The following is a 12260-nucleotide window of genomic DNA, read 5'->3' as shown; positions in this document are numbered from 1 at the left end:
TCACCAAATTGACGTTATGCTTTTATTCATCGAGTGTGCTAGAATAGTGGTGCAATCGCTTCCACAATGATTGCCTGCACTATTTTGAGCAAACGTTTGCACCTAAGATAATGCCCGCAGCTTCACTGCAATTTAATCTAATCCGTGATTAGGAGGCTTATCAAGTGAACGAACAAAAATTACCGTCAGTCGCTTATTTTAGTATGGAGTACGGGCTGCATTCCGATTTCAAAATGTATGCCGGAGGTCTGGGCATTCTTGCCGGAGACTACATCAAGGGTGCAAAAGATATCAACGCCCCTATCATCCCTATTGGGCTGAAGTGGAAACAAGGTTACACGGACCAAAAGATTGATGCCAATGGCAATCCGTACGACTCCTATCACAATTATGTTTATGAGTTTCTTGAAGATACAGGGGTTAAGGTAACTGTTAAAGTCCGAAAAACCGATGTGGTATGCAAAGTATGGAAAACTGATTATTTTGGCAACAGCACATTGTATTTACTGGATACGGATATTCCCGAGAATAATGATGCCTGGATCACAGGCCAATTGTACGGCTGGTTCGGCGAAGAACGGATCGCACAAGAGATCGTGCTTGGGATTGGTGGAGTCAAAGCTATGCGTGCGTTGCAAATCCCTATTGATGTCTATCACTTCAATGAGGGTCATGCGGCTCTAGCGGCTATCGAGCTAATCCGTGAAAAAATGTCCGGAGGCCATACCTTCGAAGAAGCGTGGAAAGCCACTCGCGAAGAAGTCGTATTCACTACCCACACACCAATCAAAGAAGGCAACGAAACCCATCCTCTCGACCGACTTGAGTATATGAGTGCGTTCAACGGCTTAACCCGTGACCAGATGGAGCGGATCGGCGGCGAGCCATTTAATATGACGGTTGCAGGTCTAAGACTATCACGTATTTCCAACGCAGTAGCCCAGCTACACGCCGATACGGCTAATAAAATGTGGAAGGAAGTAGCCGGAAGATCAGAAATTATAGGCATTACTAATGCCATCCATACTCCTACCTGGGTAGATGATAGAATGACGCAAGCCTACGAACAGGATGGAGACTTATGGGCAGTGCATAAAGAGATCAAGGGCGAACTGATCCAGTTCATCAAAGAACGTTCCGGCATTAGCTTAAATGCTGACAATTTACTCATCGGCTTCTCACGCAGAGCAGCTCCATATAAACGAAGCGACCTGATCTTCTCGCAGCCAGAAATTATCGAACCTTATCTGGAGTCTGGAAAGATACAAATTGTATTCTCCGGCAAAGCGCACCCACTCGATGATAACGGTAAAAAAATCGTCAGTAACCTAGTAGCGATGATGAAAAAGTATCCAAAGAGTGTTGTGTTCCTCGAGAATTACGATATGACGATTGGTGCCCAGCTGACGCGCGGTGCTGATATTTGGCTCAACAATCCACGCAGACCATTGGAAGCCAGCGGCACCTCCGGGATGAAAGCAGCTATGAACGGTGTATTGAACTGTTCTATTCTGGATGGCTGGTGGCCGGAAGCCTGCATCGATGGTGAGAATGGCTGGCAGATTGGAGACGGCTTCGAAACTACAGACTTTGAGGTGCTGGATAAGCATGATAGTGATGCACTGTACGACACCTTATTGAAACGTGTACTCCCAACCTTTTACGAGAATCGTGAACAGTGGGTACAAATGATGAAAAAGAGTATCGAAACCACCCGTACGGAGTTTGCCACCAAAAGAATGTTAGATGAATATTACAACAGTATGTACATTAAAGCCTAAGTACAAGAACCGAATATCTTCTATATCAAAAAATGCAGCGCACCCCTTCAGTGATGGTAGGGATGCGCTGTTTCTTTTTTAATTCTGCTAAGTAATTAATCACTTTGTCTATCATATATATCTGAATGTGCCAACGATGTATTGACGATTACCACATATTGTAATGAGTCAATTATTTAAAAAGTGTTGCAATTTCTCTAAAAAACATTAATATAGAACTTATACTAAATCTAAAATCAAATCTCATGAGGTGATTCTATTAATGAGCTCCAATAATAATAATCTTACAACCAGCTGGGGTGCTCCAGTAGGCGACAATCAGAATTCAATGACAGCCGGTGACCGCGGTCCCACTTTACTACAAGATGTCCATTTGCTTGAGAAATTAGCCCACTTTAACAGAGAACGTGTTCCTGAACGTGTCGTTCATGCTAAAGGTGCTGGCGCTCACGGGTATTTTGAAGTTACAAAAGATCTAACCCAATACACAAAAGCTAACTTTTTGTCTGAAGTAGGCAAACGTACACCGTTGTTCATTCGTTTTTCTACTGTAGCTGGTGAATTAGGTTCTGCTGATACCGTACGCGACCCTCGTGGATTTGCCGTGAAGTTCTATACTGAAGAAGGAAACTATGATCTCGTAGGTAACAATACGCCTGTATTCTTCGTTCGTGATGCGATTAAATTCCCGGACTTTATTCATACACAAAAACGTGATCCACAGACACATCTGAAGAACCCGAACGCTGTATGGGACTTCTGGTCTTTATCGCCTGAATCTCTGCATCAGGTAACGATTTTGATGTCGGATCGCGGAATTCCAGCTACGCTGAGACATATGCATGGGTTCGGTAGCCATACCTTCAAGTGGGTAAATGCCGAGGGCAATGCAGTCTGGGTGAAATACCATTTCAAAACAGAACAAGGCATTAAGAATCTAGATGCAGACCTTGCTGCCAAAATCGCTGGGGAAAACCCGGATTATCATACAGAGGACTTGTTTAATGCTATTGATAAAGGAGATTTCCCTGCTTGGAAGCTCTACGTGCAAATTATGCCAATCGAGGATGCGAAGACTTACCGTTTTGATCCATTTGATGTAACAAAGGTCTGGTCGCAAAAAGATTATCCGTTAATCGAGGTTGGACGTATGGTATTGGATCGCAATCCGGAGAACTACTTTGCTGAAGTAGAACAAGTTACATTCTCCCCCGGCTCTTTCGTTCCTGGTATTGAAGCTTCGCCTGATAAATTGCTACAAGGCCGTCTGTTCGCTTATGGTGATGCACACCGTCACCGGGTTGGTCCCAACCATAACGGTTTACCTATCAACCGTCCAAAAGTAGAAGTGAAGAACTATCAACGTGATGGTGGCATGGCCTTGGGCAACAATGGCGGTTCCGGTGCCTATTACGAGCCTAACAGCTTAGGAGGACCTAAAGAATCACCGCAGCATAAAACATCGCCGTTCGAAGTCTCTGGTTATGCGGATAGTGTCTCCTACAATAGTGACGATCACTATACACAACCAGGTGACTTGTACCGTCTAATGTCTGAAGAAGAACGTACCCGTCTAGTTCAAAATATCGTTGGCGCTATGACTCCTGTTGAAAGTAACGATATCAAACGTCTCCAGATTGAGCATTTCTTTAAAGCTGATCCAGACTTGGGACAGCGTATCGCATCCGGTTTGGGTTTATCTGTACCAGACGGAATGTAAGATTGTAAATGCACTTATAAACTAAAGAGGACCTTTGCCCGTAGATGGGAAAGGTCCTCTTTTTGCTAATTAGCTGAAAACATAATAAATGATGACAATCACAACGCCCAGCGTGGAGACAATGGATAGACATGAAAAAAACGTGTTCCAGTTATTGCCTTTCATTTGTCTTATACACGACCAGTATAGTGGTTCTTTGGTGCTCTGCCCCATCACGTGATGATTTAACTACCGAACCGTAACAGATATTCACAATCTGTTCCTCCCGTAGTCCTGCCAGGAACTCATTAGCTTTATTCTCTGCATAAGAATTGTCAGCATCTACAAACTCTTTAACTTGAATCATCCTGATCTCCTCCTTTAATAAATTAAGTAGTTATTTTATAGTTCTGGAATCTATATGTGAACTCAACGAAATGTACATGGCGTATCACTCCCCAGGTAACAATTAATGTAAAAATATCTTCAAAATACAGTATAGGCATTTCGCAGTTTTCTACGAAATGCCTATGCATCAGCCTATCATAGCACCCAAGTATGTAATAGTCAAAGGTTTTCATTACAATATTTAGAAGGTTTTAATTCCCCTTTTAAAATGGATTGGATTTACAAATAGAAGCTGGTATACTGATCAGAAGGTCTCCATTGGGGGACCTCTATTTGTATAGGAGGGATTTTAAGATGGCAACACACCATAACAGGTTTACAAGGAATGTGCTACTTAGAGGGGGTGAAATCTACTATGAACCATAGTCTTATCTATGAAGGCTCACGGACACAGCTGCTTCAGCAGCTTATCTATTTTGATGAGGAAAAAATCGCATTTCTAAATCAATACTTTCCGGTACGGAGCAAGGATAGAAGCAACGCTGAAACGCTGTTATCCCGTTATTGCTCCGAGCTGGAACAATTACTAACTGAGTTCAATGGTGAAGATTTAAATTCACAGGTCTTTATCGGAAGTCAGCTGCAGCTTCGTTACTTGGACGATAATACTACAGATATCTATACCATCGTATTTCCTAACCAAGCAGAACCTAACGATAACAAGATTTCTATGTTGTCACCTATAGGCATGCAGCTGCTGCTGGCTGAGCTCGGCAGTACTTGTCAGCTAGCGATTCCTTCAGGTCAACTAGAGGTGAAGATCGAAAGCATTAAGTTCGTGAATAATGGTGAAGTAGGCGTTCTTATATAAGGACGATTCCTTATATACCCACTACAGCAGCGTCCCTTTCCAGATATTAAGGAGGAGGACGCTGTTCTATTATTTAAGCCTCAAACCTTCTTCCAGCTTATTAACTGACTTCTGGATCCTTGCTGCTCTGGTTTCCGGTCTTTTCGCCCCTTCGATCCAGCTCACATATTCCTTCCGATAGGAATAAGCCAAGCTGTTATAATATACCTCTGCCTGCTCATTGCTGCTTAGTGCGTCCAGAAAATCTTCTGGAGCTTCTATCTCTCGCAATTGATGATCTTGTTCCATTGTCACCCGAACTATATCTCCAGGTTGAGCATGGGCTAAGTCTCGCAGTTCTTTTTTCACGACCATAAAATGTTTCCCATTACCATGCGGCATGAGTGTTCCTCTATAGGGAATGTCATTCAGGCTTCCTTTAACTTGTATCCTTGATTTAGTTTCATATATTTGTTCAGCGTCAAAAGGAACCGTAAGATATGTCCAACTCCCATTCGTATCTGGTCTGACTAACCTTGCTTCAAATTCAAACATTGGCCCCTCCTCAAATAAAATCTCTAGTTCCTATTGTATCCATACGTGCTTAACTATACAAAAAAACACCCGCCTAATACCGGCAAGTGTTTCTCTTTATAAGCGGGTGATGGGAATCGAACCCACGCTATCAGCTTGGAAGGCTGAAGTTCTACCATTGAACTACACCCGCAAAGGTATAAAATCGGGATGACACGATTTGAACATGCGACCCCCTGGTCCCAAACCAGGTGCTCTACCAAGCTGAGCTACATCCCGTTAACAATACTATAACTGCTTAGTAATAAAAATGGCGCGCCCTGAGAGATTCGAACTCCCGGCCTTTTGATTCGTAGTCAAACGCTCTATCCAGCTGAGCTAAGGGCGCAAAATCTATATGGAGCGGACGACGGGAATCGAACCCGCGACCCTCGCCTTGGCAAGGCGATGCTCTACCGCTGAGCCACGTCCGCAAAAACATGGTGCGCGTGAAGGGACTCGAACCCCCACGTCGTGAAACGCCAGATCCTAAGTCTGGTGCGTCTGCCAATTCCGCCACACGCGCACACTTTAAAGAAAATGGTGAGCCATGAAGGACTCGAACCTTCGACACCCTGATTAAAAGTCAGGTGCTCTACCAACTGAGCTAATGGCTCTCATAAATGGCTGGGGATATAGGATTTGAACCTATGCATGACGGAGTCAAAGTCCGTTGCCTTACCGCTTGGCTAATCCCCAATAATAATTAACTAAATGGCGGAACCGACGGGATTCGAACCCGCGATCTCCTGCGTGACAGGCAGGCATGTTAGGCCAACTACACCACGGTTCCATAGACATAATGCATAAGTGTAAATTGGTTGCGGGGGCAGGATTTGAACCTGCGGCCTTCGGGTTATGAGCCCGACGAGCTACCGGGCTGCTCCACCCCGCGTCATTAATTAGTATATACTATTCATTTTCACCATACCAGCTTATCCCTAAACATAATGTATAAGAGTAAATTGGTTGCGGGGGCAGGACTTGAACCTGCGACCTTCGGGTTATGAGCCCGACGAGCTACCGGGCTGCTCCACCCCGCGTCAGTGAAAATAATATGGTGGAGGCTGAGGGGATCGAACCCCCGACCCTCTGCTTGTAAGGCAGATGCTCTCCCAGCTGAGCTAAGCCTCCATGATATGACCCGTATGGGATTCGAACCCATGTTACCTCCGTGAAAGGGAGGTGTCTTAACCCCTTGACCAACGGGCCATGCTAATAATTTTTATGGCGGAGAGAGAGGGATTCGAACCCTCGAGACGCTTGTGGCGCCTACACGATTTCCAATCGTGCTCCTTCGGCCAAACTCGGACACCTCTCCATAAATGGCTCCCCGAACAGGACTCGAACCTGTGACAACTCGATTAACAGTCGAGTGCTCTACCAACTGAGCTATCAGGGAATATGGTGGGCCTTAGTGGACTCGAACCACCGACCTCACCCTTATCAGGGGTGCGCTCTAACCAGCTGAGCTAAAGGCCCTTCTAAGACATATTAATATTAAGGGCAAAAAAAATACCACGGGTAATGTGGTTGTCCGCTTGGCGGCGTCCTACTCTCCCAGGACCCTTCGGTCCAAGTACCATCGGCGCTGGAGGGCTTAACGGTCGTGTTCGGGATGGGTACGTGTGGAACCCCTCCGCTATCGCCACCAAACGGGCATTTACAGCGTAAATGCTCAGGCTTAATCGCCTGAAAACTGAATCCGAAACGAATTTGCGTTTGCCCTTCTTACGGGGCCCCCGGAAAGTATTCGGAATTAGCTTCGCAGCTTCTTCTTCACTTTTTGGGGTATTTTTAGGATAAGCCCTCGACCGATTAGTATTGGTCAGCTCCATGCATTACTGCACTTCCACCTCCAACCTATCTACCTCGTCGTCTTCAAGGGGTCTTACTAATTGGGAAATCTCATCTTGAGGGGGGCTTCACGCTTAGATGCTTTCAGCGCTTATCCCGTCCGTACGTAGCTACCCAGCCATGCTCCTGGCGGAACAACTGGTGCACCAGCGGTACGTCCATCCCGGTCCTCTCGTACTAAGGACAGCTCCTCTCAAATTTCCTGCGCCCACGACAGATAGGGACCGAACTGTCTCACGACGTTCTGAACCCAGCTCGCGTACCGCTTTAATGGGCGAACAGCCCAACCCTTGGGACCTACTTCAGCCCCAGGATGCGATGAGCCGACATCGAGGTGCCAAACCTCCCCGTCGATGTGGACTCTTGGGGGAGATAAGCCTGTTATCCCCAGGGTAGCTTTTATCCGTTGAGCGATGGCCCTTCCATGCGGTACCACCGGATCACTAAGTCCGACTTTCGTCCCTGCTCGACTTGTAGGTCTCGCAGTCAAGCTCCCTTATGCCTTTGCACTCTGCGAATGATTTCCAACCATTCTGAGGGAACCTTGGAACGCCTCCGTTACTCTTTAGGAGGCGACCGCCCCAGTCAAACTGCCCGCCTGACACGGTCCCCGTACCCGGTAAGGGCACTAGGTTAGAACCTAGATACGATCAGGGTGGTATCCCAACGGCGCCTCCACCGAAGCTTGCGCTCCGATTTCTACGGCTCCCACCTATCCTGTACAGATCGTACCCAAATTCAATATCAAGCTGCAGTAAAGCTCCATGGGGTCTTTCCGTCTTGTCGCGGGTAACCTGCATCTTCACAGGTATTAAAATTTCACCGGATCTCTCGTTGAGACAGCGCCCAAGTCGTTACGCCATTCGTGCGGGTCAGAATTTACCTGACAAGGAATTTCGCTACCTTAGGACCGTTATAGTTACGGCCGCCGTTTACTGGGGCTTCGGTTCATAGCTTCGGGTTACCCCTAACCACTCCCCTTAACCTTCCAGCACCGGGCAGGCGTCAGCCCGTATACTTCGCCTTGCGGCTTCGCACAGACCTGTGTTTTTGCTAAACAGTCGCTTGGGCCTTTTCACTGCGGCCCCCTCGTGCTATTCACACTACCGGGGCACCCCTTCTCCCGAAGTTACGGGGTCATTTTGCCGAGTTCCTTAACGAGAGTTCTTCCGCGCGCCTTAGAATTCTCTTCTCGCCTACCTGTGTCGGTTTGCGGTACGGGCACCTTCTCCTGGCTAGAGGCTTTTCTTGGCAGTGTGAGATCATGACCTTCGCTACTATAATTTTCGCTCCCCATCACAGCCCAGCCTTATCGATGTGCGGATTTGCCTACACATCAGCCTCACTGCTTAGACGGACATCCATCAGTCCGCGTCACTACCCTCCTGCGTCACCCCATCGCTCATAGCGGATTACGGTGGTACAGTAATTTCAAACTGTTGTCCTTCGACTACGCCTTTCGGCCTCGCCTTAGGTCCCGACTTACCCTGAGCGGACGAGCCTTCCTCAGGAAACCTTGGGCTTTCGGCGGATCAGATTCTCACTGATCTTTTCGTTACTCATACCGGCATTCTCACTTGTGTAGTGTCCAGCGCTCTTTTCAGTACACCTTCAACCCCTACACAACGCTCCCCTACCCCAGATACATAGTATCTAGCCATAGCTTCGGTGGTGTGTTTAGCCCCGTTACATTTTCGGCGCAGAGTCACTCGACCAGTGAGCTATTACGCACTCTTTCAATGGTGGCTGCTTCTAAGCCAACATCCTGGTTGTCTGTGCAACTCCACATCCTTTCCCACTTAACACACACTTGGGGACCTTAGCTGATGGTCTGGGCTGTTTCCCTTTTGACAATGGATCTTAGCACTCACTGTCTGACTCCCGGCAATAAGTATATGGCATTCGGAGTTTGACTGAGCTTGGTAATCCTTGCGGACCCCGCACCCAATCAGTGCTCTACCTCCACTACTCTTATACCGAGGCTAGCCCTAAAGCTATTTCGGGGAGAACCAGCTATCTCCGAGTTCGATTGGAATTTCTCCGCTACCCCCACCTCATCCCCGCACTTTTCAACGTACGTGGGTTCGGGCCTCCAGTGCGTGTTACCGCACCTTCACCCTGGACAGGGGTAGATCACACGGTTTCGGGTCTACGTCCACATACTAATTCGCCCTATTCAGACTCGCTTTCGCTGCGGCTCCACCTTCTCGGCTTAACCTTGCATGTTAAACGTAACTCGCCGGTTCATTCTACAAAAGGCACGCCATCACCCATTAATAGGGCTCTGACTTTTTGTAAGCACACGGTTTCAGGTTCTATTTCACTCCCCTTCCGGGGTGCTTTTCACCTTTCCCTCACGGTACTGTTTCACTATCGGTCGCCAGGTAGTATTTAGCCTTAGCAGATGGTCCTGCTGGATTCATACGGGGTTTCACGTGCCCCGCACTACTCGGGATCCGTCTCGGAGAGAACACAGTTTAGGTTACAGGGCTTTTACCTCTATCGCGGGCCTTTCCAGACCTCTTCACCTACCATATTCCTTTGTAACTCCATGTGAGACGTCCCACAACCCCTAAGAGCAAGCTCTTAGGTTTAGGCTGTTCCGCGTTCGCTCGCCGCTACTGACGGAATCACTATTGTTTTCTCTTCCTCAGGGTACTTAGATGTTTCAGTTCCCCTGGTCTGCCTCTACATTTCCTATGTATTCAGAAATGAGTAACTGCGAATTACCACAGCTGGGTTTCCCCATTCGGACACCCCCGGATCAAAGCTTGCTTACAGCTCCCCGAGGCAGTTTCGTTGTTCGCCACGTCCTTCGTCGGCTCCTGGCGCCTAGGCATCCTCCGTGTGCTCTTATTAGCTTAACCTTGATTTTTCCGCAGGAAAATATCATACGATGACATTCTCTTTGGAATCATCTCACTAATAACATTTACTTGTTTGCACAAGTTGCTAAAAGATGTTCTAAAACGCAAATTCGTTTCGGTATCCAGTTTTCAAGGATCAAGTCTTACTTGAGAGCTTAAACTCTCAAAACTGAGCAACGAGTGAGTAACAGGCCTAAACCTGAGTTTTGGAAGCTTAGCTTCCGATTTGAATGTTCTCATTGCAGAGAACGATTCTCCATAGAAAGGAGGTGATCCAGCCGCACCTTCCGATACGGCTACCTTGTTACGACTTCACCCCAATCATCTACCCCACCTTCGGCGGCTGGCTCCCTTGCGGGTTACCCCACCGACTTCGGGTGTTGTAAACTCTCGTGGTGTGACGGGCGGTGTGTACAAGACCCGGGAACGTATTCACCGCGGCATGCTGATCCGCGATTACTAGCAATTCCGACTTCATGCAGGCGAGTTGCAGCCTGCAATCCGAACTGAGACCGGCTTTGATGGGATTGGCTCCACCTCGCGGCTTCGCTTCCCGTTGTACCGGCCATTGTAGTACGTGTGTAGCCCAGGTCATAAGGGGCATGATGATTTGACGTCATCCCCACCTTCCTCCGGTTTGTCACCGGCAGTCACTCTAGAGTGCCCAGCATTACCTGCTGGCAACTAAAGTTAAGGGTTGCGCTCGTTGCGGGACTTAACCCAACATCTCACGACACGAGCTGACGACAACCATGCACCACCTGTCTCCTCTGTCCCGAAGGCCGCTGCTATCTCTAGCAGATTCAGAGGGATGTCAAGACCTGGTAAGGTTCTTCGCGTTGCTTCGAATTAAACCACATACTCCACTGCTTGTGCGGGTCCCCGTCAATTCCTTTGAGTTTCAGTCTTGCGACCGTACTCCCCAGGCGGAGTGCTTACTGTGTTAACTTCGGCACCAAGGGTATCGAAACCCCTAACACCTAGCACTCATCGTTTACGGCGTGGACTACCAGGGTATCTAATCCTGTTTGCTCCCCACGCTTTCGCGCCTCAGCGTCAGTTACAGCCCAGAAAGTCGCCTTCGCCACTGGTGTTCCTCCACATATCTACGCATTTCACCGCTACACGTGGAATTCCACTTTCCTCTTCTGTACTCAAGCCACCCAGTTTCCAGTGCGACCTCAGGTTGAGCCCAAGGTTTAAACACCAGACTTAAATAGCCGCCTGCGCGCGCTTTACGCCCAATAATTCCGGACAACGCTTGCCCCCTACGTATTACCGCGGCTGCTGGCACGTAGTTAGCCGGGGCTTTCTTCTCAGGTACCGTCACTCCGGTAGCAGTTACTCTACCGGACGTTCTTCCCTGGCAACAGAGCTTTACGATCCGAAAACCTTCATCACTCACGCGGCGTTGCTCCGTCAGGCTTTCGCCCATTGCGGAAGATTCCCTACTGCTGCCTCCCGTAGGAGTCTGGGCCGTGTCTCAGTCCCAGTGTGGCCGTTCACCCTCTCAGGTCGGCTACGCATCGTCGCCTTGGTGGGCCGTTACCCCACCAACTAGCTAATGCGCCGCAGGCCCATCCCTCAGTGACAGATTGCTCCGTCTTTCATTCTTCTCTCAGGAGAAAAAAGAAATTATCCGGTATTAGCTACCGTTTCCGGTAGTTATCCCAGTCTGAAGGGCAGGTTGCCTACGTGTTACTCACCCGTCCGCCGCTAAGTTACTTTGAAAGCAAGCTTTCAAAGTAACTCCGCTCGACTTGCATGTATTAGGCACGCCGCCAGCGTTCGTCCTGAGCCAGGATCAAACTCTCCAATTAGTATTGAAAAGAGCGATATGCTCATTTTGAAACATCTGACGAGAAAATTAATTCTCTAATTTTGGATTTCACTTACGTGATTTCCTACTCACTCGTTGTTCAGTTTTCAAAGATCAAGTTCTCGTTGGCGCCGTTTAATGTCTCAGCAGCAACTCTTATACTATATCATGTTCGGCTATTTAATGTCAAGCTCTTTTTTCAACTTCTTTTTCGAGCTCGGCATGTGTACTTCTTGGCCGGACTTAGAATATATCATGTATGGAGATGCATTGCAAGCTTTATTTTTAAAAAACTAAACACATACTTCTCCGCAATTGTATCGCAACCGCATTCCCCTTTTCCGCGTCTATCTATTAACATCAGAGCCCCCTTCATACATAGGTATCAATTCCATTATTTTTTGGCAAAGAGGTGATTCATATAAAGACCTTGCATGATCTCTAGCTTCCCTCTAAAAGGAGGTTG

At 47.7% G+C, this 12260-nt stretch carries 5 protein-coding genes, 15 tRNA genes and 3 rRNA genes; 3 read left to right on the top strand and 20 right to left on the bottom strand.

Translation table 11 applies throughout. The features are described 5' to 3' along the window. Positions 1-164 precede the first annotated feature (164 nt). Positions 165-1781, top strand: coding sequence for an alpha-glucan family phosphorylase (gene glgP, locus MHI32_RS04495; protein WP_340011958.1), 1617 nt, complete (start codon positions 165-167; stop codon positions 1779-1781). Between the two features lie 262 nt (positions 1782-2043). Beyond that, entirely contained in the window at positions 2044-3501 is a 1458-nt protein-coding gene (gene katA, locus MHI32_RS04490) for a catalase KatA (protein WP_340011957.1), read from the top strand. A gap of 151 nt (positions 3502-3652) precedes the next feature. Here the strand turns inward: katA and MHI32_RS04485 are convergent, their stop codons facing one another. Further along, positions 3653-3847 (bottom strand): sporulation protein Cse60, encoded by a 195-nt coding sequence (locus tag MHI32_RS04485; protein ID WP_036686883.1) that lies wholly within the window; start codon positions 3845-3847, stop codon positions 3653-3655. 396 nt (positions 3848-4243) lie between these two features. On the opposite strand from MHI32_RS04485, the gene MHI32_RS04480 reads away from it, so the two are divergent. After that, on the top strand, positions 4244-4699 hold the full coding sequence (locus MHI32_RS04480; RefSeq protein WP_036686880.1) for a GreA/GreB family elongation factor: 456 nt from the start codon (positions 4244-4246) through the stop codon (positions 4697-4699). Between the two features lie 69 nt (positions 4700-4768). On the opposite strand, the gene MHI32_RS04475 is transcribed toward MHI32_RS04480, so the two are convergent. The 19 genes from MHI32_RS04475 to MHI32_RS04385 all read right to left on the bottom strand — a co-directional run bounded on the left by MHI32_RS04475 (position 4769) and on the right by MHI32_RS04385 (position 11795). Then, on the bottom strand, positions 4769-5233 hold the full coding sequence (locus MHI32_RS04475) for a YdeI/OmpD-associated family protein (RefSeq protein ID WP_076279888.1): 465 nt from the start codon (positions 5231-5233) through the stop codon (positions 4769-4771). A 101-nt stretch (positions 5234-5334) separates the two neighbouring features. Then, positions 5335-5405, bottom strand: a tRNA-Gly gene (locus MHI32_RS04470). A gap of 12 nt (positions 5406-5417) precedes the next feature. Continuing rightward, positions 5418-5491, bottom strand: a tRNA-Pro gene (locus tag MHI32_RS04465). Between the two features lie 32 nt (positions 5492-5523). Continuing rightward, positions 5524-5600 (bottom strand) — tRNA-Arg (locus MHI32_RS04460). Positions 5601-5610: 10 nt separating this feature from the next. After that, positions 5611-5685 (bottom strand) — tRNA-Gly (locus MHI32_RS04455). 7 nt (positions 5686-5692) lie between these two features. After that, positions 5693-5777, bottom strand: a tRNA-Leu gene (locus MHI32_RS04450). Between the two features lie 15 nt (positions 5778-5792). After that, a tRNA-Lys gene (locus tag MHI32_RS04445) sits at positions 5793-5868 on the bottom strand. Positions 5869-5875: 7 nt separating this feature from the next. Next, positions 5876-5950 (bottom strand) — tRNA-Gln (locus MHI32_RS04440). Between the two features lie 16 nt (positions 5951-5966). Continuing rightward, positions 5967-6044, bottom strand: a tRNA-Asp gene (locus MHI32_RS04435). A 25-nt stretch (positions 6045-6069) separates the two neighbouring features. Then, a tRNA-Met gene (locus tag MHI32_RS04430) sits at positions 6070-6146 on the bottom strand. A gap of 71 nt (positions 6147-6217) precedes the next feature. Next, positions 6218-6294 (bottom strand) — tRNA-Met (locus MHI32_RS04425). Between the two features lie 15 nt (positions 6295-6309). Further along, a tRNA-Val gene (locus MHI32_RS04420) sits at positions 6310-6385 on the bottom strand. Between the two features lie 6 nt (positions 6386-6391). Beyond that, positions 6392-6463, bottom strand: a tRNA-Glu gene (locus tag MHI32_RS04415). A gap of 16 nt (positions 6464-6479) precedes the next feature. Then, positions 6480-6572: transfer RNA gene (locus MHI32_RS04410), tRNA-Ser, on the bottom strand. A gap of 5 nt (positions 6573-6577) precedes the next feature. Next, positions 6578-6653: transfer RNA gene (locus MHI32_RS04405), tRNA-Asn, on the bottom strand. Between the two features lie 3 nt (positions 6654-6656). Beyond that, a tRNA-Ile gene (locus MHI32_RS04400) sits at positions 6657-6733 on the bottom strand. Positions 6734-6790: 57 nt separating this feature from the next. Beyond that, positions 6791-6907 (bottom strand): 5S ribosomal RNA (gene rrf / locus MHI32_RS04395). A 142-nt stretch (positions 6908-7049) separates the two neighbouring features. Then, a 23S ribosomal RNA gene (locus MHI32_RS04390) occupies positions 7050-9975 on the bottom strand. Between the two features lie 262 nt (positions 9976-10237). Continuing rightward, positions 10238-11795: ribosomal RNA gene (locus tag MHI32_RS04385) — 16S ribosomal RNA — on the bottom strand. Together the 16S, 23S and 5S rRNA genes with 15 tRNA genes alongside form the textbook arrangement of a ribosomal RNA operon. Between the last annotated feature and the right edge of the window lie 465 nt (positions 11796-12260).

It is taken from the genome of Paenibacillus sp. FSL H7-0690 (assembly GCF_037980415.1).
Taxonomy (GTDB): Bacteria; Bacillota; Bacilli; order Paenibacillales; family Paenibacillaceae; genus Paenibacillus_AQ; species Paenibacillus_AQ odorifer.
The sequence above is the reverse complement of the archived record's forward strand: the minus strand, read 5'-3'. Positions and strand labels throughout refer to the sequence as shown.